Raw genomic sequence first — 22,112 nt, 5'->3', positions numbered from 1 at the left:
TATGGCGTCCATCTGTGTGTGTTTATACGCAGTCGGGAACAGAACGACCGGAAAGGACGAGAGAACATCCATTATGTGCATGAAAGCGGTCGAAAACCGATCGAATAGAATTCGCCACAGTTAGCAATCGAGATTGGCCGGCAAAACCGAACTCCGCTCAATTGTTCCTTGCACACGTCTCCGAGCACAATATCGTGCTACGTACTAACATTTATGGTGGATGCCGACATAGGGTGTAGTGAATGGGTCCTGTTAACATGCGACTCGTCGAGCAGGCCAGGTCGATCTTCGCTGAGTTGGGCTACACCGTCGAAGGCAACGGCCCCGAGTTCCGCGCCGAACGAGCATGGAAAGTCGTCCACGTCAACACCGTCCTCGAGACAGGAGAGCTCCCGTCGTCGGCATCGGGACAGTTCCACTGTTTCGTCGCCGAACCCGAGGACGCGGACGACCTCGAGGCGCGACTCGAGCGGGCGAACCCGAACTACGAGTGGGCCATTATGGTCGTCGACGGAGAGGACTATCAGGTCGAACGAGCGCCACCAGGACCGCGAGTAACAGCGTAGAATAGCGTCGAACGGACGGCCTCGAAATCGGCCGTCGCGGGAATTCCTTATTCTTCGAGCGCGCGTCGCGTCGCAGTCACACCGGCTCCCGGATCGACGTCCGCGCCCATCGACTCGAGGACGTCGCCCAGCGCCGTCACCACGTAGATCACGTTCTCGGGTCGCGCGGAGTGTCCCATACAGCCGATCCGGAAGATCTCGCCGGCGAGATCGCCGAGTCCGCCGGCGATCTCGAGGTCGTACTGCTCGATCAGGGCGTCACAGACTTCCCCGTCGTCGATGCCGTCGGGGACGCGGACGGCGTTCAGGCTCGGCAGCCAGTACTCGTCGGGGGCGTTCATCGCGAGCCCCATCGCTTCGACGCCGGCTTTCAGCGCGCCGGCCAGTCGCTCGTGGCGCGCCCAGCGGTCTTCGATCCCTTCCTCGGCGACGAGCCGCAGCGCCTCCCGGATCGCGTAGACGTTCGTAATCGGCGCGGTGTGATGGTAGGCCCGTTCGTCGCCCCAGTAGCCCTCGAGCAGGGAGAGGTCGAGATACCACGAGCGCGGGTCCTCCTCGCGGGAGAGGACCTTCTCCATCGCCTCGTCCGAGAGGGTCAGTGGGCTCGCGCCCGGCGGACAGGAGAGACACTTCTGGGGGCCGGAGTAGGCTACGTCGATGTCCCACTCGTCGACGCGGAGTTCGACGCCGCCCAGCGAGGTGACGGTGTCGGCGATGACGAGCGCGTCGTGGTCGTGGGCCGCCGCAGTGAGTTCCGGCACGTCGGGCTGGAGGACGCCCGTGCTCGTCTCCGCGTGGACGAACCCGAAGACGTCGGGGTCGTGTTCGGCCAGCGCGTCCGCGACATCGTCGGGCTCGAGGGGCTCGCCCCACGGCGCCGATACCTCGACGACGTCGCCGCCCGCGCGTTCGGCCATCGAGGCCATCCGGCCGCCGAAGTAGCCGTTCGTCGGGACGAGCATCGTATCGCCGGGCTCGACCACGTTGCCGATCGCGGCCTCCATGGCCGCCGACCCGGTCCCCGAAACGGGGATCGTCCACTGGTTGTCCGTACGGAACGTGTAGCGCAGCAGCTCCTGGACCTCGTCCATGATCTCGATGAACGAGGGGTCGAGATGCCCGACGAGCGGCGTGCTCATCGCTCGGAGCACGCGCGGGTTCACGTCGCTCGGTCCGGGCCCCATCAGGGTGCGATCCGGCGGTGTGAGTTCGCCAACGGACGGCGCGCGAGACACCTCGTTCGGCGCTTCCTGAGCCATGGGCGTGTGCTCGAGTGCCACTCGCAAAGAGCTACCGGCAGCGGCGAAGTATCGGCCCGCAATCGACTCTCCGTGCGCGTTCGTCATACGGCGGGGCGATCAGTATAAGACCACCCATCACGTAGCCGATACGTCGTGTTTATCGGTCACGCCCTGCTCGCGTTCGCCCTCGCGGCACTGGTCGCCGACTGGCGAGGCTGGGAGCGCCGACAGGCGCTTCTGGTCGGTGTCGTCGCGGGCGCGTTCGCGACGATTCCGGACATCGACGTTACCTACGCCCTCGTCGGCCTCCTCGAGTGGAACGCCGGAGACGGCGCGCTCGCGGCCTCGTCGGCCTTCTGGGACGCGAGCCGAGGCGTCCACCGATCGGTCACGCACTCGCTGATCGTCGGCGCGGTCGCAGCGCCGGCGTTCGGATCGTTCGCGGTCCGCGGTCCGGGTTCGGGCCGCGTTCGGCTCGCCCGCAGCGTCGGGCTCGGGATCCTCGTGGCCCTCGTCGCGGTCGCGTTCCTCGAGGGCGGTCCCGTCGCCGCGTTCGTGATGGGGCTGTTCGCGGCGAGCGGCGTCCTCGTCGCCGTCGGAGCCGCTCGCGCAACGGCCCTTTCAGTGAGGACGATCGTGCTCGCGGCGCTCTGGGGTCTCTGGTCCCACCCGTGGGGCGACCTCGCGACCGGCTCGCCCCCTGATTGGGTCTATCCGTTCGAATCGACGCTCCTCTCCACCCGGGTCGTCCTCCATCCGGACCCGACGCTGCACCTCCTCGGCGCGTTCGCGATCGAACTCGCCGCGATCTGGCTCGCACTCGTCGCGATCTGCCGGCTCACCGACCGGTCGCTCCTCGCGTTCGTCGACCGCCGTGCCGCAGTCGGTGCGGCCTACGGCATCGCCGCCCTCGCGGTGACGCCGCCCACCCTCGAGGTCTCCTATCACTTCGTCTTCTCCATCCTCGGCGTCGGCCTCCTCTGTGGGGTCGTTCGGGGTCCGCCCTCGCCGACCTCCCCCGGGTTGCGGCCCCAGTCTCTCCCGCGACCGTCGACCGACTCGACGCTCGAGGTCGCGCTCACCGCCGTGACCGCGGTGACCGTCGCGCTCGCGGCGTACGCCGCCGTCTACCTGTTCGTCGCTCCCGCGTGAGCGGCGGCGCGTTTCGGTCGGTGTCAGTGGTGTTTCAGTTCCCGACTACATACGCTTTAGTGAGAACGGTCAATAGCAGCCACTGTGTCTCAGACTTCACTCGAGGAATTGATCGCCGACGGCCGAGCGAACGCGGCGATCGCGTGGCTCTTGATCGTCGCGATCGCGGCTATCGGCGTCGGCGAACTCGTGACCGGCGGTATTCTGTGGGCGACGTTCGCGACGGTTCTCGTCGCCCTCGCGTTGCTCCCGCCGATCGCCTTCCGGTCGTCGCTGGCGATGCTTCCGTGGGAGGTGCTGCTGTTGGCCGCCCTCCCCGTGCTCGGCATGGCCCTCGGCGCGAGCCGATTGACCGGCCACTTCGCGGCGTACCTCTCGGTCGCGGCCATCGCGCTCGTCCTCGCCGTCGAACTGCAGTCGTTTACGCCCGTGGAGATGACCCCCGGCTTCGCCGTCGTCTTCGTCGTCGTCACGACGACGGCCGCGGCGGGGCTGTGGGCGCTGCTGCGGTGGAGCGCCGCCCAGACGCTTGGCATCCCGTTTACGGCCGACCACGACGCGGTGATGTGGGAGTTCGTCTACTCCGCTCTCGCCGGTCTCGGCGCCGGCGTGGTCTTCGAACTGTACTTCAGACGGTTCGTCCGCCCCGAACACCGCCTTCCCGCCGATGTCCACCCGCCCGCGGAGGGAGACGATGCGTAACCTCGCGAACCGGCTCCCGTCCCAGCACCGCCAGCGTCAGCTCACCTACCTCATGGAAATCGGGCTGATCGGCATGCTGTTCGTCGGTATCGAGCGCGGCAACGGCGGGATCGTGATCAACACCGCGGTGGCGCTGCTCGTGACCCAGCTGCCGCCCCTGCTCGAGCGCGACTACGAGATTCCGATGGACCCGCGGCTCACGCTCTGGATCACCACCGCCGTCTTCCTCCATGCGTTCGGAACCGTCGGCCTGCCGGGTGCCACCCGAACGCTCTACAGTCAGGTCTGGTGGTGGGATCACATGACCCACGCGCTGTCGGCGTCGCTGGTCGCCGGCGTCGGCTACGCCACCGTCCGCGCGTTCGACGAACACGCCGAGGGCGTCCACCTCCCGGGCAAGTTCATCGCGGTGTTCATCCTCCTGTTCGTCATCGCCTTCGGCGTCCTCTGGGAGATCCTCGAGTTCGCCATCGCGCTCTCGGCGCAGGCGCTGGGAACCAGGGCCGTCCTCACCCAGTACGGACTCGGCGACACGATGCTCGACTTCGTCTTCAACTCGATCGGTGGCCTCGTCGTCGCGCTGTGGGGCGGTGCCTACCTCACGGACGTCTCCGGCGCGATCCGGGACCGCCTCGAGACGCGGTCCGACTGATCGCCGCGTCTCGCGGGCAGTCGCTGCGATTTCCGCCCGAACGGACGCCGTGTTTTACGGACCCAGGGTGCGTAGAAACCGGAGCCATGGTATTCAAGAAGATTACGCTCATCGGCACCAGTCCCGAGAGCTTCGACGCCGCGGCCGACGACGCCATCGACCGCGCGGAAGCGACCCTTCAGAACGTCCAGTGGATCGAAGTCGACGAACTGGGCGTCGAACTCGCCAGCGCCGACGACCGGGAGTACCAGGCCGAGGTCACCGTCGCCTTCGAACTCGAGGAGTAGGCCGGGAAGTCGGCGCTTCGCCGCCGAAAATCACTTTTTCGCAGATCTGGCTCGTGAGCCGCGGCTGTCTCGGTGAGAGGAAGCAGCGAAAACGGTGACGACGGTGAGACCGTTGTGAGTCTCGTGCAATCAGCCAAGTCCCTCGAGCGTCGACGCGTTACGTCCGGAACGATTCGCCGCAGCCGCACTCGCTGACGACGTTCGGATTGTCCACGTGGAACCCTTCGGCCTGCAGGCCGTCCTCGTAATCGAGGACGCTGCCCTCGATGTACTTCAGGCTCGCCGGATCGACGAACACCCGCAGGTCGTGGTGCTCGTAGATGGTGTCGTCCTCGTCGGGCTCGTCGTCGAACCGCATTCCGTAGGAGAGACCGGCGCAGCCGCCCTGCTGGACGAACAGCCGCAGGCCGGCCTCCGTTACGTCGAGATTCTCCCCCTCGAGCAGGGAGAGCGCCTGCTCGGCCGCGTCTTCGGTCACTTCGATCTTCGGACGCGTGTCGGCCTCCCCGCCATCCATACTGTCCGTGCTCATACCCTCTCATTCCGGCGCAACGATGTTAACTGTGACGCCATTCACCCACGAACGGACTAGCTGAATCCGGTTACGAATCGTCTCGCACGGGTTCACTCGCCGTAGCAACTCGAGCGGCGGCGGAGCGAGCGGTAGTATGTCCCGAACTGCCGCTCGTCGTTTCGCGAGAGCTCGATGTCGTGTTTCGCGAGGAGTTCGAGCATCCGCTCGAGCTCGCAATCGTACCACATCGAGAGGAGCCGCACGTTCCGCTGTGCGTAGTCGTAGTTGCGTTCGAGGACGCGCCCGTCCGTTGGGTCGACACGCGGTTCCATCTCACCACCTACTCCACCCTCCAGCTACGTAAAACCAGTTTGCGACTCCGTAACCTGAAACTGCCGACAGATGCCGTTTCCGTTGGTTATTTCTCAGTTTCCGATCCGGCCTCGAGTCGCGTTCGGACGCTCTCGGCGTGGGCCTCGAGCCCTTCGGCGTCCGCGAGCGTCGTGATCGTCTCGCCCAGTCCGGCGAGCCCCTCACTCGAGAGGCGCTGGACCGTCGTCGATCGGAGGAACGTCTCGACCGAAAGGCCCCCGGCGACGCGCGCGCCGCCGTTGGTCGGCAGGACGTGGTTGGTCCCGCTGGCGTAATCGCCCGCTGCAACGGGGGTGTTCGGTCCGAGGAAGACGCTGCCCGCGCTGTCGATGCGCGCGAGGATCGACTCGTCGTCGTCGGCGATGATCGAGAGGTGCTCCGGCGCGTATTCCTCGGTAAAGAGGATCGCTTCGCTCATCGACCGGGCGCGGAGGACGCCACTCGCGTCGTTTGCGAGCGCCTCTCGAATCACATCTTCGCGCTCGCGCGCGCTCGCTTGCTCGTCGACGGCCGCGGCCACGGCGTTCGCGGTGTCCTCGTCGTCGGTGACGGCCACGACCGATGCGTTGGGGTCGTGTTCCGCCTGTGCGACGAGTTCCGCGGCGACGAGTTCGGGAGCCGCGCTCTCGTCGGCGACGACGACCACTTCGCTCGGCCCCGCGAGGAAGTCGATCTCGACGTCACCCCGGACTTCGGCCTTGGCCGCGGTCACCCACTTGTTCCCGGGACCGACGATCTTCTGAACCCGGGTGATCGTCTCGGTGCCGTAGGCCAGCCCCGAAATCGCCTGCGCGCCGCCGACGCTGAAGACCGCGTCCGCGCCCGCGGCGTGGATCGCCGCCAGCGTCACCGGATTCAGGTCGTCGGCCGGCGGCGTGACGACCGAAACGTGGTTCACACCGGCTACGACCGCCGGCACGACGCCCATGATCGCGCTCGAAGGATACGCCGCCGAGCCGCCGGGGACGTAGACGCCCACGCGCTCGAGCGGCCGAAAGCGGCGGCCGAGTTCTCGTCCCGTATCGAACTCCCGCCGCCAGTCCTCGGGGAGTTGGGCCTCGTGGAACTCGCGGACGTTCACCGCGGCCGTCTCGATCGCGTCCCGGATCTCGGCATCGATCTCCTCGTAGGCCCGCTCGCACTCGTCGGTGATCTCGAGGTTCCCGACCTCGACGTCGTCGAACTCGCTCGTGAACTCGCGGACGGCGACGTCGCCCTCCTTGCGGACGCGGTCGACGATCTCGCGAACGTCTCCCCTTACGGCCTCGATGCCCGCGTCGCGCTCGAAGAAGGCCGCGCGGTCGTCCGGCCCGAGGTCGGCGATCGTCTGCACGTCGATTGTCATGCTCCGGAATTCGACCGGCGGGCGAAAAACGGTTTCCTTCCGCTCACGCGTCGGAGTCCTCGACGGTCCAGATTCCGACCGCATCGAGGGTCGCTCTGATGAACAGGTAAACGAGCAGTCCGAAGCCGATCAGGGCGAGGGGTGCCTGCAGCAGTTCCGCGGTTTCCGTCTCGAGGACGATCCGGCCGATGCCGCGCACGAAGAAGCTCACGATCACGAGCGCGAACGCGATGACCGCGAGTTTGACGAATCCCGATCGGTCCATGCGTAGTCGTACGGCTACGGCACATAAGTCGTGTCGATCGTCGCTCTACCGACATCGTCACTGACCCCTCTCGGCGACGAGACGGCTGACGACCGTCGAACAACCGCGGCGTAATCGACTGCTACCGGTCACTGAAATAGCGAGCACGGGCCGAGAGACACGTCCGCTCCGCCACCGGCCTACAAGCAAGCCATAACTATTCGTCCGACGCCGAAGTCTCCGAGTATGTGGCCGTGGGAACACGCGATCGTCGGCTATCTCGCCTACTCGCTTTGCTGTCACACCGTTTTCCGCGATTCGCCGGGTGGCCTCGAGGCCGTCGCCGTCGTTTTCGCCGCCGTCCTCCCCGACCTGATCGACAAACCGCTCGCGTGGGAGTACGGCGTCTTCGATGTCGGCTACGGGATCGGCCACTCGGTCTTTTTCGCGGTGCCGCTTGCCATCTTTGTTGGAACTATCGCCCACGCGGGCGCACGGCCGCGAGCGGGTCTCGCCTTCGGACTGGGATACCTGTCACATCTCCCCGCCGACATCGCGGACACCGCGTTCCGGCAGGGTTACCTCCTGGTCGACCTCGCGCTCTGGCCGATCGCAACGGTCGAGGGACAACCACCCGGTCCCGGCGTTCTCGAGGCTTTTCTCCTGCTGTTCGGTCGCTACGCCGGCGATATCCTCGCGGGAAATCTCTCGACGTACCTGTGGGTCCAGCTCGGCCTCGCCGGTTTCACCGCGCTGGTCTGGCTCCTCGACGGCGCCCCGGTCCTCCGCGAGTTCCTGCAAGCGAGTCATCGAGCGGTCAGAACCCTCTCGGGACGGGACACGGCCGCCTCGAGAGAGAACGAATCGAATCGACGATAGTTTCGGCCGTCTGCGCCTCCCGCCACTACCCCAGAGGTCGTCCGGCGAACGCTGTTCTACCCGTCGACCGGTGTGGCATCGCCCGCGACTCGTCCGGCGTCAGCGTCGGCCCGCTCGAGCTCGACTCCGTTCTCCGCCGGGTTCCTCGAGTATGCGCTGTTCGAGCGGTGTCGTGAACCGCTGGCCCTTGTAACGATGACAGCGGTCTCGCGGCCACGCTCTGTCAGTGTCGCAGTTACCCGGTTTTATCGCTATTATCTACCGCGACTGGCAGCCGTGCACTCATCAGTGCGACACATCGAGCACGAGACGGTCTGCTGTCGACTGCGGACGACTCGAGGAAACGGTGCCGATCTCTGTCGACGGAACTGCCAGTCGTTCGGTTCACAGCCGCGCTTGACTCCTTGTCCTCATTCGTTCCTGACACCTGCCAGGACGCCGCTGCAGCTGACGACTGGCTACGGATCGTCACAACTCCGGAATCGTACTCGAGCGCCCCGCTCGAGTCGACTCTGACGATACTGCTCGCCGGATCACCGTCCACGAAATCTCGTCCCCGCGTGAATGCCCAACGTAGGCCAATGAGCATCCGAGACGACGGCCTTATGTGTTCACCCGGCTTTCGACAGTAATGCGAACGACGTGGCGCTCGCCGCCACGTTCCCTCCGGCCGCAACCCGGCGCGGAGGTAGGCACTGTATCCATCTCTCGTCGAGGACCCGGTTCGTACCGGATCTCCTCTCTCGAGGGCACTCGGATTATCGCGGCCGACGCCGAATCGACGGCGTTGCAGTACGATGTCCTTATATAATCAGGACTCGTACTATAGAGTACGCGGAAGTCCCCGCCGGATGCGGTTTCCGACGGAGTCTTGATCCGATGCCCTTATATGTACGAGGGCAGTTGGATATAGACGCGAAAGAAGATGTGATCGACGGGACGTTCAACTCGTTCCGTCATCCCGGATGGTTCCGGTCCGAAGGGGTTATGTACCCCTGACGACTTAGAAATACATCCGCACGAGATGAGGATTCCACCCCTGCGGTCCGCCGTACAGATGGGATCTGATGTTAGCCTTGGTAGTTCGGTGACGCCCGCTCGGTCGTCGAGTCGGAGTCATCGAACGTGGACCATTATGTGTGAGTGTGTACTAACATTCACCGCCAATAGACCCTCCCAGCCAAGCTGGGAGATCATATAGCATTCCGGTTGATCCTGCCGGAGGTCATTGCTATTGGAGTCCGATTTAGCCATGCTAGTTGCACGAGTTCAGGCTCGTAGCAGATAGCTCAGTAACACGTGGCCAAACTACCCTATGGATCCGGATAACCTCGGGAAACTGAGGCTAATCCGGAATAGCGTTCATCGCCTGGAGTGGCACGAACGCGAAACGTTCAGGCGCCATAGGATGTGGCTGCGGCCGATTAGGTAGACGGTGGGGTAACGGCCCACCGTGCCCATAATCGGTACGGGTTGTGAGAGCAAGAGCCCGGAGACGGTATCTGAGACAAGATACCGGGCCCTACGGGGCGCAGCAGGCGCGAAACCTTTACACTGCACGCGAGTGCGATAAGGGGACTCCAAGTGCGAGGGCATATAGTCCTCGCTTTTCACGACCGTAAGGTGGTCGTAGAATAAGTGCTGGGCAAGACCGGTGCCAGCCGCCGCGGTAATACCGGCAGCACGAGTGATGACCGCTATTATTGGGCCTAAAGCGTCCGTAGCTGGCCACGCAAGTTCGTCGGGAAATCTGCGCGCTTAACGCGCAGGCGTCCGACGGAAACTGTATGGCTTGGGACCGGAAGACCAGAGGGGTACGTCCGGGGTAGGAGTGAAATCCCGTAATCCTGGACGGACCACCGGTGGCGAAAGCGCCTCTGGAAGACGGATCCGACGGTGAGGGACGAAAGCTCGGGTCACGAACCGGATTAGATACCCGGGTAGTCCGAGCTGTAAACGATGTCTGCTAGGTGTGGCACAGGCTACGAGCCTGTGCTGTGCCGTAGGGAAGCCGTGAAGCAGACCGCCTGGGAAGTACGTCCGCAAGGATGAAACTTAAAGGAATTGGCGGGGGAGCACTACAACCGGAGGAGCCTGCGGTTTAATTGGACTCAACGCCGGACATCTCACCAGCATCGACAACGTGCAGTGAAGGTCAGGTTGATGACCTTACTGGAGCCGTTGAGAGGAGGTGCATGGCCGCCGTCAGCTCGTACCGTGAGGCGTCCTGTTAAGTCAGGCAACGAGCGAGACCCGCACTCCTAATTGCCAGCAACACCCTTGTGGTGGTTGGGTACATTAGGAGGACTGCCAGTGCCAAACTGGAGGAAGGAACGGGCAACGGTAGGTCAGTATGCCCCGAATGTGCTGGGCGACACGCGGGCTACAATGGCCGAGACAGTGGGATGCAACCCCGAAAGGGGACGCTAATCTCCGAAACTCGGTCGTAGTTCGGATTGAGGACTGAAACTCGTCCTCATGAAGCTGGATTCGGTAGTAATCGCGCCTCAGAAGGGCGCGGTGAATACGTCCCTGCTCCTTGCACACACCGCCCGTCAAAGCACCCGAGTGGGGTCCGGATGAGGCCAACGCAACGTTGGTCGAATCTGGGCTCCGCAAGGGGGCTTAAGTCGTAACAAGGTAGCCGTAGGGGAATCTGCGGCTGGATCACCTCCACAGACCGGGACCGGGGCGTCGCCCCGGCCCACCCTAACTCGTGGCGCGTTGCGCCACGCGGTGCACGTTCGATCGACCATCGGTTGGCCGATCGGGCACCTTTGAACTACCAAGGCTAACATGATACGCGCTGTCCACCCACGTGGGTGGACGTGGGCCCATAGCTCAGTGGTAGAGTGCCTCCTTTGCAAGGAGGATGCCCAGGGTTCGAATCCCTGTGGGTCCATGGCTCGGTGCGGATCGAATCGTGCCCCTTAAGTGGGGCAGACGACTTCGATCTAATCCGACGAAAACTGATGCACCACTCCGCGTAAGTGCGAGTGGGAAGGGTTAATGCAGGCTCGCTGTCTACGAGCGTGCAGATGAGACCGTGTGTACGTGTAGTCCAGGCGTCCACTGGACCCGTTCCCGGGTCACGATGTTGCGACTTTGTCGCAACGCCGATCCGATGAACGTGGCTACTGTGCCAGCTGGTGGATCGCTCGGCTTGAGAGCTGATGAAGGACGTGCCAAGCTGCGATAAGCCCAAGGGAGCCGCACGGAGGCGAAGAACTTGGGATCTCCGAATGGGAATCCCCACCGCAATTGCTTCGCGCAATGGGGAACGTCGAGAATTGAAACATCTTAGTATCGACAGGAAAAGAAAGCAAACGCGATGTCGTTAGTAATGGCGAATAAACGCGACACAGTCCAAACCGAAGCCTTCACGGGCAATGTGGTGTTCGGGCTGACAAGCACTCTCAGAAACTCGACACGAAGTCTCTTGGAATAGAGCACGAGACAGGGTGACAGTCCCGTACTGTCGAGGAGTAAGAGACGAGTCAGTTCCAGAGTATCGGGGGTTGGATATCCCTCGTGAATATCGCGGGCATCGACCGCGAAGACTAAACACTCCTCAAGACCGATAGCGAACAAGTAGCGTGAGCGAACGCTGAAAAGCACCCCACGAAGGGAGGTGCAATAGGGCGTGAAATCAGTTGGCGATGGAGCGACAGGGCACACAAGGTCCCGGACACAATGAATCAGGTGCGAACCTGTAGTAAGAAGTTTGGGAAGCCGGTGTTCTGTCGTACGTTTTGAAAAACGAACCAGGGAGTGTGCCTGTTTGACGAGTCTAACTCGATTATCGAGGAAGGCGAAGGGAAACCGACATGGCCGCAGTGCTTTGCACGAGGGCCGCCGTGTTCAAGCGCGGGGAGTCAAACGGGCACGACCCGAAACCGGACGATCTACGCAAGGACAAGGTGAAGCGTGCCGAAAGGCACGTGGAGGCCTGTTAGAGTTGGTGTCCTACAATACCCTCTCGTGATCTTTGTGTAGGGGTGAAAGGCCCATCGAGTCCGGAAACAGCTGGTTCCAACCGAAACATGTCGAAGCATGACCTCTGCCGAGGTAGTTCGTGGGGTAGAGCGACGGATTGGGGGACCGCACTCCGAGAGGAGTGCGCCCCCCTGTCCAACTCCGAACCTACGAACGCCGCTTGACGCAGGGAGTCCGGTGCACGGGGTAAGCCTGTGTACCGTGAGGGAGACAACCCAGAGCTGGGTTAAGGTCCCCAAGTGTAGACTAAGTGCGATCGAAGGTGGTCTCAAGCCCTAGACAGCCGGGAGGTGAGCTTAGAAGCAGCTACCCTCTAAGAAAAGCGTAACAGCTTACCGGCCGAGGTTTGAGGCGCCCAAAATGATCGGGGCTCAAGTCTACCACCGAGACCTAGCAGCACCACTCAGACTGGTGATCTTGTAGGTTGGCGTTCTGTTCGGGTGGAAGCACGGTCGAGAGATCGTGTGGACCGTTCAGTAACGAAAATCCTGGTCATAGTAGCAGCGTTAGTCGGGTTAGAACCCCGACGGCCGAACGAGTAAGGGTTCCTCAGCAATGCTGATCAGCTGAGGGTTAGCCGGTCCTAAGTCAGCCCGTAAGTCGAAGCTGACAACAGGGAAATAGGTTAATATTCCTATGCCAGTGTGCACTCAAAGCCAACGCTTTGGGGCCGCCTCTGCCGGGTTTTCGCCCGGTCGAACAGTCGAACTTCGTGGAAGCCGTAATGGCACGAAGCGAACGAATGACTGGATAGCGTAAGAGAGGCCAACCTAGAGCCCGTGAAAAGGCGAGCACACTGTCCGTACCGAGATCCGACACAGGTACTCGTGGCGGCGAAAGCCAAGGTCTGTCGGGAGCAACCGACGTTAGGGAATTCGGCAAGTTAGTCCCGTACGTTCGCAATAAGGGATGCCTGCCTCGCGAAGAGGCAGGTCGCAGTGACTCGGGCGCTCCGACTGTCTAGTAACAACATAGGTGACCGCAAATCCGCAAGGACTCGTACGGTCACTGAATCCTGCCCAGTGCAGGTATCTGAACACCCCGTACAAGGGGACGAAGGACCTGTTAACGGCGGGGGTAACTATGACCCTCTTAAGGTAGCGTAGTACCTTGCCGCTTCAGTAGCGGCTTGCATGAATGGATCAACGAGAGCGCCACTGTCCCAACGTTGGGCCCGGTGAACTGTACGTTCCAGTGCGGAGTCTGGAGACCCCCAAGGGGAAGCGAAGACCCTATAGAGCTTTACTGCAGGCTGTCACTGAGACGTGGTCGCCATTGTGCAGCATAGGTAGGAGCCATTACACAGGTAGCCGCGCTAGCGGCTCACCGAGGCAGCATTGAAATACTACCCGATGGTGACTGCGACTCTCACTCCTGGCGGAGGACACTGGTAGCCGGGCAGTTTGACTGGGGCGGTACGCGCCTGAAAAGATATCGGGCGCGCCCCAAGATTTCCTCACCCGAGTCGGAGACTCGGGGAAGAGCGCAAGAGCAAAAGGAAGTCTGACAGTGTCCGGCACAACGACGGACGCTGACGCGAAAGCGTGGTCTAGCGAACCAATGAGGCTGCTTGATGCGGCCCATTGCTGACAAAAAAGCTACCTTAGGGATAACAGAGTCGTCACCCGCAAGAGCACATATCGACCGGGTGGCTTGCTACCTCGATGTCGGTTCCCTCCATCCTGCCCGTGCAGAAGCGGGCAAGGGTGAGGTTGTTCGCCTATTAAAGGAGGTCGTGAGCTGGGTTTAGACCGTCGTGAGACAGGTCGGCTGCTATCTATTGGGGGTGTTACGGTATCTGACGGGAACGTTCGTATAGTACGAGAGGAACTACGAATGGGTGCCACTCGTGTACCGGCTGTTCGAAAGAGCACGTGCCGGGCAGCGACGCACCACGGGGTAAGAGCTGAACGCATCTAAGCTCGAAACCCACCTGAAAAAGAGATACCACCGAGATCACTCGTAGAAGACGAGTTCGATAGACTCGGGGTGTACGCACCAAGGCAACGAGGTGTTGAGCCCGCGAGCACTAACCGATCGAGCCACACATTCATACTACATCGCATTGGATCCGTGACGCGTGAACGGGTCCGGACGCAAACTGGACTACACGTATACTACGGTCGTAGACACGCCACCGATTACGGTTTGACGACGGTTCGAGTCCGTCGGTCGGCATTACGGCGGCCACAGCGGCGAGGTGCCTCCCGTACCCATCCCGAACACGGAAGATAAGCTCGCCTGCGTTACGGTTAGTACTGGAGTGGGCGACCCTCTGGGAACCCCGTTTCGCCGCCACCACTCATACTCAGACTTTCACCCTCACAGAGCGGCTGCTAAAGCAGTCGCTCTGTGGGGGTTTTCTGCGTTTCTACCGACAGTGGTGACTCTGGATTGAATTTAGAACAGTACTGTTCCATGAACCGATTCCGTTCCCCATCGATCCACCAAATATTTTTGGAGCGGGGCTTAACCAGTAGCATCTTGGATAGAAAACCATGGACATAGGGGTAGCAAATCCCGATCTCGACACTATTTACGAACTCCTCTCTGAATCCCGTCGTCGGTACGTTCTGTACTACTTTCTGGAAAGCCAACACGCGAACATCGACGGATTGGCTCTCCAAATTTCGGCATGGGAGCAGGACATATCGATCGAATCCGTCACAGAAGACGAAAAGGAGGCAGTTACGCTATCGTTGATACACAAGCATCTGCCGCGGCTCGCCGATCACGACCTCATTACGTATGATCAACGAAGCGGTGACATCGTTATTGGAAACGACTTCGATTCGGTTCGGTCGACTGTAATACGCGCGAGAGATACCGAATCGATTGATCCGGTGGTCAGTAATCCGACCGAATCATTTCTCTATAGTGATCCGTTGGCGGACCCGACGGATACCGAGTGAGTTTCACTACACTCCGAACTGCCGACTTTCGTTTTGAAGTTGGCGAGAATGACGGTGCGTCATCGGATGTGGAACGAATACAGACAGCGCTCCCGTAACATTCGACGATCCGTGACAGAGTACTAGCCAGATTCCAGCCAGTGTCGGCTGTGGGTATGACGCTACTGCTGATATCAGACTCGAGGCGGTCGGTAGTCGCCACTGCAGAGGTGTGAAAATGTCACCCGGAACACTAACGTCCAGCCTCATCCCGTGGCGGCGTGCCGCGTCGGCTGGCTAACCCTCGTGCCGGGCGGAGAACTCGTGGGAGTTCCCGAAGTACGACTGTCGCGTGCCCGGGTTCGCCGTGCTGTCATCGCACCCGGATGGGTCTGCTCGGACGGGGACTAAAGGCACGCACTTGGCCTAGGTACTGGGCCCGTTTAACTCTTCCATGCTCGGTCCGTCGCGGGTGGGTGGTCCAAAACGATCGCTGTTCAGTTGGGGTCCGGCGTGTCGGTGACGGTTCCGTTGTTCTCCGCGAGCCACTGGTCGTAGGTGTCGCGGTCGACGACGACGACCTCGGCGTCCATCCGTGAGTGGCCGGCACCGCAGAACTCGGCGCAGACGGCGTTGTAGCGGCCGGGTTCGGAGACGATGGTTCGAGCGCGGGTGTAATCGCCGGGGAACGCGTCCTGTTTGACGCCCAAGTCGGGCACGAACAGCGAGTGGATCACGTCGTCGGCGGTGAGCCAGAACGTCACATCTTCGTCGGCGGGTATCACGATCTCGTTTTCGGTCGTCACGTTCGCTCCGGGATAGGTCGCCTGCCATTCCCACTGGTAGCCGCGAACGTGGACGACCTCGTCGTCGGTTTCGGGAAGGTCGTCGAACGATTCGATACCTTCTTGGCTCCCGTTAGTATCGACGTCGTTCGCCTGCGACGGTGAGACGTACGGATTGACGAGGACGCTGTAGCCGGACAGCCCCACGAAAAGCAGGATGATCGCCGTCGCGGCGGTCCACGTGATCTCGAGGGCGGGGTCTTCGGTGGTCGGCTGGGGATCGTCGTTGTCGTGAAACTTGACGGCAGCGTAGACCAGGATCATGAGGACGAACAACGTCAACGGGAGAGCGACGTAGAGCAGTTGGTACTCGAGGCCGTCGATGAGGTCGCGGTTTTCAGACTGTGCGACGGCCGTCCCGGTCAGTGTGAGGAGACCCGAGAGCGCTGCGAGGGCGAGTGCGACGGTCGTGCGTCGGCGGCTACCCATTGGCGGGAGTTTCACGACCGGCGTGATATACGGCCTGCACGGATCGTTGAACTGTCACGATGTCGTACCGGTTTAGGAGTCGGATAGGGTGCGCAGACGTATCATAGGCGGGGACACTCACGGAATTGTCGGTCCATATTTATTGAGGTCGGTGGTGAGTCCATCGCTATGCACGGCGACGAGCGGTGCGGTCGGATCACCGGCGGTGACGGGCGACGATGAACCGTGCGCTCGTCGAGGTCTCGCTGTTCGGGGCCGTCATCGTCGGCTGTTTGCTGGTCGTCGGCTTCGCACAGCGATTGCGAGCCGAGCCGTCACCGGACGGCGGCTACGCGACGGATCGCGAGCGACGGCTGGGGCTCGGTGATGCGAAGGCGGCTGCTGTCCGCTGGACGACGACGACGAACCACCGCGAGATCGGCTTGCTCTACATCGCCTTTGGTACCGTCGCGGCGATCTGGGGTGGGATCGACGCGATGATGATTCGAACGCACCTGCTGACTCCCGAGGCGAACCTCTGGACCGAGCAGACGTACAACGAACTGTTCACGATGCACGGCCTGACGATGCTGATCTTCTTCGTCACGCCGGTGTTCTTCGGGATCGGGAACTACTTCCTGCCGCTGCTGATCGGGGCCGACGACATGGCGTTTCCGCGGCTCAACGCGATCGGGTTCTGGCTGTTGCCGCCCTCGCTCTTGCTCGCTCGGCTGGGGATCGTCGCCGAAGTGACGGGAGCGGTGCTCGCGGTTATCGTTCCGAACGACTGGATCTCGGTTCTGCTGGCGTTTCAGGAGCCCGCGATCGGGTGGACGATGTATCCACCCTTATCGCTCGCACCGAATCCGCAGACGAATTTCCTCTTACTGGGGCTCCACTTGAGTGGCATCGCTACCACGATCGGCGCGATCAACTTCATCACGACGATCATCTACGAGCGCGACGAGTCGATCGGCTGGGCGAACCTCGACATCTTCTCGTGGAACATGCTCATCACGAGCGCGATCGTGATCTTCGCGTTCCCCCTGCTCGGCACGGCCCTGCTCATGTTGCTGTTCGATCGGAACTTCGGGACGACTTTCTTCGCGGTCGAGGGCGGTGGCCCCATCCTCTGGCAGCACCTGCTGTGGTTCTGGGGCCACCCGGAGGTGTATATCATCTTCCTGCCGGCGACCGGACTGATGAGTCTCATTTTGCCGAAGTTCGTCGGCCGCAAGCTGTTCGGGTTCAAGTTCATCGTCTACTCGACGATTGCCATCGGCGTCCTCTCGTTCGGCGTCTGGGCGCATCACATGTTCGTCACCGGTGTCGATCCCCGCGTCCGGGCGAGTTTCATGGCCACCTCGATTGCCATCGCCGTCCCAAGCGCGATCAAGGTATTCAACTGGATCACGACCATGTGGAACGGTGACGTTCGGCTGGCCGCGCCGACGATCCTCTGTGTCGGTTCGATCGGCCTCTTCATCGTCGGCGGCGTCACCGGTATCTTCCTCGCGGTCATTCCGGTCGACGTTATCTACCACGGGACCTACTACGTCGTCGGCCACTTCCACCTCATTCTGATGGGGATCATTCCCCTGATGATGTTCGCCGCCAGCTACTACTGGTATCCGCTGCTCACCGGCCGGATGTACGACCGCCGGCTCGCGATCTTCCAGTCGGTCCTGCTGGTCGTCGGCTCCGCGCTCACGTTCATGACGCTGATGGCGCTCGGCTTCCTCGAGCTGCCCCGGCGGTACGCTACGTACCCCGCCGGTTTCTCGGGGCTGCAGATCGTCGCGACCGTCGGCGCGTTCATCATCGGGATCAGCGTCCTCATGTGGTTGTACAACATGATCTGGTCGTACTTTCAGGGGACACCGATTGAGACCGCCGATCCGTGGGAGCTGAAGGCGACCGAACAGTTCACGCCCGAGTGGCAGTGGTTCGAGGACCGCCTCGAGCGAAAGCGTGGCGTGCCGCCGAGCGAACCCGATTCGGTACGCCCGTCGTACGTGCCCGCACAGGACGAGCGCCCGCTGTCGATCTACGGTCGGATCGAGCCGGTCGCACGGACCGTCGCGAGCGACGCCGGTGTGGGTGCGACCGGCGGCTTCATCGGCACGCTGCTCATGTCGGGCGCGCTCCTCGCGGCAGTGGTACTGGGCGTGTTCGACCTCGAGTCGATCGCGACCCTCGCGACGCTCGTCGGGTTGCCGTCGAATCTGGCGCTCGGGTACGGCCTGTTCCTGATCGCCGGGACGGCGGTCTGGCCCCTGTTGTTCCTCTCGTTGGGCGAGTACCTGCCGGGTGAGCTCACCCTCGTCACCGGGCTGTGGTACGCGACGGTCATCGCCTCCGGATTCGCGATCGGGTTCTACACCGGCCAGACCGGGCTCGAACTGGTGACGTATCTCCTCTTCGTCGTGCTCGCACACTGGATCTACGGACTGGGGCTCGCCGGGACGATCGCGTCTCTCGGCGGCCGCCAGCGTCGTCCGTCTACGGGGGAGGGCGGAAACGAATGAGTTCCGGTGATGACCCGTCTCCCGACGCGACCCAGCCGCCCGCCACCGACGAGACGGGGCCGGTCGAACCGACCACGGGATCGGAGTCGCTGCTGTTGACGTACGCCGCACCGTTTCTGGGCGTCCTCCTGATCGCCGCCGGCCTCCCGCTCGCGATCGTCGGCGGCTACGTCGTGATTCAGGACAGCGTCGGCCTCTGTGGCGACCCCAGTATCACGGCGACGCCGGTCGACGAGTACGACGGAGCCCCGGAAACCGTCGAAGAACTACCCGCCTCGGAGCTCTCGCCGGCCGAGCGACGAGCCCTCGAGGAAGCGATCGACAGCCCACTCCGGGAGGGGACGGTCGACGGCGACCTCGCGAACCGGGCGGCGCTGCTCGAGGGTGCAATCGTCGAGTACGAAGGCAACCGTTACTACGTCCAGATCACGTCTCAGAACTCCTGTCTCGACGTCGAGCCGCTACTGTTCCCGATCGGGGCGATCGCGATCCTCGTTGGCATCGCCGGCGTTCTGACGCCGCCGATCTACCGGAAGATGGCGGGGTTCGAGGAGCGGATGCGACGCGATCGGACGGACTGACCCCTTCTGTACGCACGGGCTACGGAAAACGGCAGAATGCGGCGGTGATGGCGTCGAGACGCGGCGATCTCAGTTGTTCTATTCGTCCGTACTCGTCGACTCGTTCGCGGCGTCCGAGTCGGCCGTGGTGTTTGAGTCGGCCGTGGTGTTCGAGTCGGTCTCGGTATCCGTCTCCGCGGCATCCGCCGACTCGCTGGTCTCGCCCGACTGGGCGGTCCGGTTCGGCACGTTGTTCGTCATCGGGTCCGGTTCGGGCGCGATCACTTCGCCGTCACCCGGCTGTTCGGCGGCGTAGGAGAACTGGCCCTTGCCGTCCGGCGCTTCGCCCTCCGTCCACGGGTAGCCGGGATCCGGCTGTTGCTCGCGTCGGGTCGACATGAACGTGTAGTTGAAGTCCTGATTCTCCTGTTCCTGCGGGAAGCTCGCGGGGACCGGCACCGGATCGTCGAGCGTCTCGAGGGCCTCGAGCCACTGGTTCTGGTGCATGGTGTCTCGAGCGATCAGGTAGGAGAGCATGTCCTTCATGCCGGGATCGTCGGTGTATTCCCAGAGCCGCGTCGCGAGGGTGCGGCCGGTCGACTCCGCCATCACGTTCGCGTAGAGGTCGCCGGCGAGGTTCCCCGATGCGACGATGTAGTTGCCAGTAAACGGCGCGCCGTTACTGTCGACCGGCATCGCCGACTGGCCGGCAGAGAGGAACTGCCGCGGATTCTGGCCCGTCATCGACGCCGCGGCGGCCGCCGTCTCTTGGGCGTCCTCGCTCATCTGTTTGGGCGACCCTCTGAGGTTCTTCGTGACGGCCGACGCGAGCATTTCGATGTGGCCGAGTTCCTCGGCCGCGGTCTCCATCAGCAGGTTTCGATACTCCTCGTACTCCTCGGGCAGGGCCCACGCTTGGAACATATACTGCATGGCGACGCGCATTTCGCCTTCCTGGCCGCCGATGGCTTGCTGGAGGAGTTTCGCGAAGTGGGGGTCCGGTTCCTCGACGGTAACCTCGTACTGCAGCTCCGGTTCTTGGAAGAACATCCACTTGTCCCTGCCGACATCCAGTAGGATAAACCACTGTTGCGGACGGTAGAGAACATTCCATCGATTGGTAATAGTTCGATATAAATCAGTCAGAGATGGCGGAAGACGCGCTGATACATCCGAGATCGACATTCGCAAGATCCCTAATCAGTCATTGTGTCATCATGGCAAACAATTATAACGGCTCCGGTAGTCGGGGATCAGCGCATGAGTGAGGATACATGGACGACATCGCGGCGCGCGTTCGTCACGTACGGTGCGGTATCGACCGGAACGCTGTTCGGTGCCACCGGGGCGACGGCCGCCACGGGATCGGAACCGACCGACAGCGAGCCGGTCGAACAGGGCGTGATGCGTCCCTATCAGTTCACCCCGGGTAGCCGAGCGACGGTCGTCGAATCGGACCTCGACTGGCAACCGGCCCGGTTCGACGATGCCTATCAGACCAACGTGGTCGCCTACGACCACGCGCCGTCGTATCGTGCGTTCCTCTTTACCGATCCCGACGCGACGCTCGAGGCGGATCAGTCGTTCGAGTTCGGGGGCGTACAGGGATCGCCCGGGACCGCCGACCGACAGTTCGTTACCGTCGGCCTCGAGTGACGGCTCGGCCACCGGGGTTTTTCCCCGCTGGCTGTGGTACGAACCCATCCCCGAGGTGACCCTGGTGGGCAACAACGACGACAAACAACGAGCGGCGGCGACGTGTGAGCACTGCGGGGAGTTCGGTATCGTACAGGTCTGGCCGGACGGCAGTCTCCAGCCGCTCGGCCAGTCGAATTTCTGCGACTGCGAGTCGCCCGAGCTACAGGTCCTCGCGACCGATCTCGATCACGACGAGATCCCGTGAACCCGTTCGGGCGGTGCTCGCGAGTGACCGCGTGACCCCTTCGATCACATCGACGCGCCGACGTAGAGGACGACCACGAGGAAGAGCCAGACGACGTCGACGAAGTGCCAGTACAGCGAGACGGTCGCGACCGACGTGTCGCGCTCCGGGCCGTAGTGACCCCGAACCGCTCGCCAGCAGAGCACCGCGATCCCACCGACGCCAAGCGCGACGTGGAGCCCGTGGAGGCCGGTCAGCCCGAAGAAGGCGCTCCCGAAGACGCCGCTCGAGAGGGTGAATCCCTCCGCGGCGACGAACTCGTAATATTCGTAGACCTGCCCGCCGAGGAAGACGAGTCCGAGCGCGAGCGTCGTCCCGAGGAGTCCGAGAAACCGGCGTCGGTTGCCGTCCTCGAGCGCCTCGTGGGCGTAGTGGAAGGTGATGCTGCTGGCGATCAGGATCGCGGTGTTGACGACCACGAGCGACCCCAGCAGCGGCGGGAGTTCTGCGGGCGGCCACGTCCCGATGCGGACGAAGAAGTAGTAGACGAACAGCGCGCCGAACGTCGAGACGTCGGTGCCGAGAAAGAGCAGCGTCGTCGAGACGTACGACGCGCGGGAACTCGGGTTCCCCTGCGCGTCGCGCGCCGGTGCCAGAAACGCCTGCTCGACCCAGCCCGCGACGCCGGCCAGCAGGACGACCGTCCCGACGACGGCGAGTGCGACGCCGAGCAGCGGCGGAGCGAGGCCGGTTTCGGTCCCGAAGATGGTGATCGCGACCCCGCCGTAGAGCCCGGCCGCCCCGGCGGCGGCGACGAGCGGCCAGCGACTCCGGTGGTCGTGTCCGTGATCGTCGTGGTCGCCGCGGCCGCGGTGGTCGCCGTACTCCTCGGGTGCCTGTCCCTCGGGAACGCCGTGGCCCGAGCCGTCGGCTCGAGGGGCGCTCTCGTCGGGCGGATCGGTGCGTCGACCGGAGCCCATACCGCCGCTTCCACGTCGACCCCGAAAAAGGATCACCGCGTACAGGCAGTTAGGCCGCCGTTACATCC

Annotated in this window: 19 protein-coding genes, 1 tRNA gene and 3 rRNA genes; 15 read left to right on the top strand and 8 right to left on the bottom strand. The window is 62.8% G+C overall.

All coding sequences use genetic code 11. The features are described 5' to 3' along the window. Nucleotides 1-257: 257 nt before the first annotated feature. The gene (locus FEJ81_RS10290; protein WP_138246758.1) at nt 258-566 is read left to right on the top strand and encodes a DUF7116 family protein; all 309 of its coding nucleotides are present in this window, start codon (nt 258-260) and stop codon (nt 564-566) included. 47 nt (nt 567-613) lie between these two features. On the opposite strand, the gene FEJ81_RS10285 is transcribed toward FEJ81_RS10290, so the two are convergent. Then, the gene (locus FEJ81_RS10285) at nt 614-1,825 is read right to left on the bottom strand and encodes a pyridoxal-phosphate-dependent aminotransferase family protein (RefSeq protein ID WP_138245205.1); all 1,212 of its coding nucleotides are present in this window, start codon (nt 1,823-1,825) and stop codon (nt 614-616) included. A gap of 135 nt (nt 1,826-1,960) precedes the next feature. On the opposite strand from FEJ81_RS10285, the gene FEJ81_RS10280 reads away from it, so the two are divergent. From FEJ81_RS10280 to FEJ81_RS10265, 4 genes are all read left to right on the top strand, one after another. Beyond that, nucleotides 1,961-2,959 carry a metal-dependent hydrolase gene (locus FEJ81_RS10280; protein ID WP_138245204.1) on the top strand — a complete coding sequence of 333 codons (999 nt, stop codon included), beginning with the start codon at nt 1,961-1,963 and terminating at the stop codon, nt 2,957-2,959. Nucleotides 2,960-3,043: 84 nt separating this feature from the next. Next, the gene (locus tag FEJ81_RS10275) at nt 3,044-3,661 is read left to right on the top strand and encodes a hypothetical protein (protein ID WP_138245203.1); all 618 of its coding nucleotides are present in this window, start codon (nt 3,044-3,046) and stop codon (nt 3,659-3,661) included. Then, nucleotides 3,654-4,313 carry a hypothetical protein gene (locus FEJ81_RS10270; RefSeq protein WP_138245202.1) on the top strand — a complete coding sequence of 220 codons (660 nt, stop codon included), beginning with the start codon at nt 3,654-3,656 and terminating at the stop codon, nt 4,311-4,313. Before FEJ81_RS10275 ends, FEJ81_RS10270 begins: the two co-directional genes overlap by 8 nt. A gap of 86 nt (nt 4,314-4,399) precedes the next feature. Further along, nucleotides 4,400-4,600: a dodecin gene (locus tag FEJ81_RS10265; RefSeq protein ID WP_138245201.1), complete on the top strand. Its 201-nt coding sequence runs from the start codon at nt 4,400-4,402 to the stop codon at nt 4,598-4,600. Nucleotides 4,601-4,757: 157 nt separating this feature from the next. Here FEJ81_RS10265 and FEJ81_RS10260 read toward each other — a convergent pair whose 3' ends face one another. From FEJ81_RS10260 to FEJ81_RS10245, 4 genes are all read right to left on the bottom strand, one after another. Further along, nucleotides 4,758-5,132: a HesB/IscA family protein gene (locus FEJ81_RS10260; protein ID WP_138245200.1), complete on the bottom strand. Its 375-nt coding sequence runs from the start codon at nt 5,130-5,132 to the stop codon at nt 4,758-4,760. Nucleotides 5,133-5,224: 92 nt separating this feature from the next. Continuing rightward, a complete protein-coding gene (locus tag FEJ81_RS10255; protein WP_138245199.1) occupies nt 5,225-5,446 on the bottom strand; it encodes a hypothetical protein in 222 nt (73 codons plus the stop codon). 86 nt (nt 5,447-5,532) lie between these two features. Beyond that, nucleotides 5,533-6,831 (bottom strand): histidinol dehydrogenase, encoded by a 1,299-nt coding sequence (hisD, locus tag FEJ81_RS10250; protein WP_138245198.1) that lies wholly within the window; start codon nt 6,829-6,831, stop codon nt 5,533-5,535. Nucleotides 6,832-6,874: 43 nt separating this feature from the next. Next, nucleotides 6,875-7,096, bottom strand: coding sequence for a hypothetical protein (locus FEJ81_RS10245; protein WP_138245197.1), 222 nt, complete (start codon nt 7,094-7,096; stop codon nt 6,875-6,877). A 225-nt stretch (nt 7,097-7,321) separates the two neighbouring features. Here FEJ81_RS10245 and FEJ81_RS10240 point away from each other — a divergent pair, with 225 nt between their 5' ends. From FEJ81_RS10240 to FEJ81_RS10215, 6 genes are all read left to right on the top strand, one after another. Then, nucleotides 7,322-7,954 (top strand): metal-dependent hydrolase, encoded by a 633-nt coding sequence (locus FEJ81_RS10240; RefSeq protein WP_138245196.1) that lies wholly within the window; start codon nt 7,322-7,324, stop codon nt 7,952-7,954. A 1,202-nt stretch (nt 7,955-9,156) separates the two neighbouring features. Further along, a 16S ribosomal RNA gene (locus FEJ81_RS10235) occupies nt 9,157-10,630 on the top strand. 154 nt (nt 10,631-10,784) lie between these two features. Continuing rightward, nucleotides 10,785-10,856, top strand: a tRNA-Ala gene (locus FEJ81_RS10230). Nucleotides 10,857-11,079: 223 nt separating this feature from the next. Then, nucleotides 11,080-14,001: ribosomal RNA gene (locus FEJ81_RS10225) — 23S ribosomal RNA — on the top strand. A gap of 128 nt (nt 14,002-14,129) precedes the next feature. Then, nucleotides 14,130-14,251 (top strand): 5S ribosomal RNA (rrf, locus tag FEJ81_RS10220). Together the 16S, 23S and 5S rRNA genes with 1 tRNA gene alongside form the textbook arrangement of a ribosomal RNA operon. Before the next feature lie 197 nt (nt 14,252-14,448). After that, nucleotides 14,449-14,862, top strand: a complete 414-nt coding sequence (locus FEJ81_RS10215; RefSeq protein WP_138245195.1) for a DUF7344 domain-containing protein — start codon at nt 14,449-14,451, stop codon at nt 14,860-14,862. Between the two features lie 476 nt (nt 14,863-15,338). On the opposite strand, the gene coxB is transcribed toward FEJ81_RS10215, so the two are convergent. Continuing rightward, the gene (gene coxB / locus FEJ81_RS10210) at nt 15,339-16,115 is read right to left on the bottom strand and encodes a cytochrome c oxidase subunit II (protein WP_138245194.1); all 777 of its coding nucleotides are present in this window, start codon (nt 16,113-16,115) and stop codon (nt 15,339-15,341) included. A 218-nt stretch (nt 16,116-16,333) separates the two neighbouring features. On the opposite strand from coxB, the gene FEJ81_RS10205 reads away from it, so the two are divergent. Together FEJ81_RS10205 and FEJ81_RS10200 are read left to right on the top strand one after the other, a co-directional pair. Further along, entirely contained in the window at nt 16,334-18,622 is a 2,289-nt protein-coding gene (locus tag FEJ81_RS10205) for a DUF6789 family protein (protein WP_138245193.1), read from the top strand. Continuing rightward, nucleotides 18,619-19,203 carry a hypothetical protein gene (locus FEJ81_RS10200; protein ID WP_138245192.1) on the top strand — a complete coding sequence of 195 codons (585 nt, stop codon included), beginning with the start codon at nt 18,619-18,621 and terminating at the stop codon, nt 19,201-19,203. Before FEJ81_RS10205 ends, FEJ81_RS10200 begins: the two co-directional genes overlap by 4 nt. A 78-nt stretch (nt 19,204-19,281) precedes the next feature. Here FEJ81_RS10200 and FEJ81_RS10195 read toward each other — a convergent pair whose 3' ends face one another. Then, the gene (locus FEJ81_RS10195) at nt 19,282-20,232 is read right to left on the bottom strand and encodes a manganese catalase (protein WP_138245191.1); all 951 of its coding nucleotides are present in this window, start codon (nt 20,230-20,232) and stop codon (nt 19,282-19,284) included. Between the two features lie 210 nt (nt 20,233-20,442). Between FEJ81_RS10195 and FEJ81_RS10190 the strand changes: the two genes are divergently transcribed. Both FEJ81_RS10190 and FEJ81_RS10185 read left to right on the top strand, forming a co-directional pair. Continuing rightward, nucleotides 20,443-20,838: a hypothetical protein gene (locus FEJ81_RS10190; RefSeq protein WP_138245190.1), complete on the top strand. Its 396-nt coding sequence runs from the start codon at nt 20,443-20,445 to the stop codon at nt 20,836-20,838. Between the two features lie 55 nt (nt 20,839-20,893). Further along, the gene (locus FEJ81_RS10185) at nt 20,894-21,085 is read left to right on the top strand and encodes a hypothetical protein (protein ID WP_138245189.1); all 192 of its coding nucleotides are present in this window, start codon (nt 20,894-20,896) and stop codon (nt 21,083-21,085) included. Nucleotides 21,086-21,129: 44 nt separating this feature from the next. On the opposite strand, the gene FEJ81_RS10180 is transcribed toward FEJ81_RS10185, so the two are convergent. Beyond that, the gene (locus FEJ81_RS10180) at nt 21,130-22,044 is read right to left on the bottom strand and encodes a cytochrome c oxidase subunit 3 (RefSeq protein ID WP_138245188.1); all 915 of its coding nucleotides are present in this window, start codon (nt 22,042-22,044) and stop codon (nt 21,130-21,132) included. Nucleotides 22,045-22,112: the final 68 nt, after the last annotated feature.

The sequence above is a fragment of the Natrinema versiforme genome, assembly GCF_005576615.1.
Taxonomy (GTDB): Archaea; Halobacteriota; Halobacteria; order Halobacteriales; family Natrialbaceae; genus Natrinema; species Natrinema versiforme_A.
Note: the sequence above shows the minus strand (reverse complement) of the source record. Positions and strands in the feature narration are given on the sequence as shown.

What these genes read in the sequence shown, in the direction of transcription:
- FEJ81_RS10265 (WP_138245201.1), top strand. Translation starts at nt 4,400, where the DNA reads ATGGTATTCAAGAAGATTACGCTCATCGGCACCAGTCCCGAGAGCTTC.
- hisD (WP_138245198.1), bottom strand. Translation starts at nt 6,831, where the DNA reads ATGACAATCGACGTGCAGACGATCGCCGACCTCGGGCCGGACGACCGC.
- FEJ81_RS10180 (WP_138245188.1), bottom strand. Translation starts at nt 22,044, where the DNA reads ATGGGCTCCGGTCGACGCACCGATCCGCCCGACGAGAGCGCCCCTCGA.
- FEJ81_RS10240 (WP_138245196.1), top strand. Translation starts at nt 7,322, where the DNA reads ATGTGGCCGTGGGAACACGCGATCGTCGGCTATCTCGCCTACTCGCTT.
- FEJ81_RS10195 (WP_138245191.1), bottom strand. Translation starts at nt 20,232, where the DNA reads ATGTTCTTCCAAGAACCGGAGCTGCAGTACGAGGTTACCGTCGAGGAA.
- FEJ81_RS10285 (WP_138245205.1), bottom strand. Translation starts at nt 1,825, where the DNA reads ATGGCTCAGGAAGCGCCGAACGAGGTGTCTCGCGCGCCGTCCGTTGGC.
- FEJ81_RS10290 (WP_138246758.1), top strand. Translation starts at nt 258, where the DNA reads ATGCGACTCGTCGAGCAGGCCAGGTCGATCTTCGCTGAGTTGGGCTAC.
- FEJ81_RS10260 (WP_138245200.1), bottom strand. Translation starts at nt 5,132, where the DNA reads ATGAGCACGGACAGTATGGATGGCGGGGAGGCCGACACGCGTCCGAAG.
- coxB (WP_138245194.1), bottom strand. Translation starts at nt 16,115, where the DNA reads ATGGGTAGCCGCCGACGCACGACCGTCGCACTCGCCCTCGCAGCGCTC.
- FEJ81_RS10255 (WP_138245199.1), bottom strand. Translation starts at nt 5,446, where the DNA reads ATGGAACCGCGTGTCGACCCAACGGACGGGCGCGTCCTCGAACGCAAC.
- FEJ81_RS10215 (WP_138245195.1), top strand. Translation starts at nt 14,449, where the DNA reads ATGGACATAGGGGTAGCAAATCCCGATCTCGACACTATTTACGAACTC.
- FEJ81_RS10270 (WP_138245202.1), top strand. Translation starts at nt 3,654, where the DNA reads ATGCGTAACCTCGCGAACCGGCTCCCGTCCCAGCACCGCCAGCGTCAG.
- FEJ81_RS10190 (WP_138245190.1), top strand. Translation starts at nt 20,443, where the DNA reads ATGAGTGAGGATACATGGACGACATCGCGGCGCGCGTTCGTCACGTAC.
- FEJ81_RS10245 (WP_138245197.1), bottom strand. Translation starts at nt 7,096, where the DNA reads ATGGACCGATCGGGATTCGTCAAACTCGCGGTCATCGCGTTCGCGCTC.
- FEJ81_RS10200 (WP_138245192.1), top strand. Translation starts at nt 18,619, where the DNA reads ATGAGTTCCGGTGATGACCCGTCTCCCGACGCGACCCAGCCGCCCGCC.
- FEJ81_RS10205 (WP_138245193.1), top strand. Translation starts at nt 16,334, where the DNA reads ATGAACCGTGCGCTCGTCGAGGTCTCGCTGTTCGGGGCCGTCATCGTC.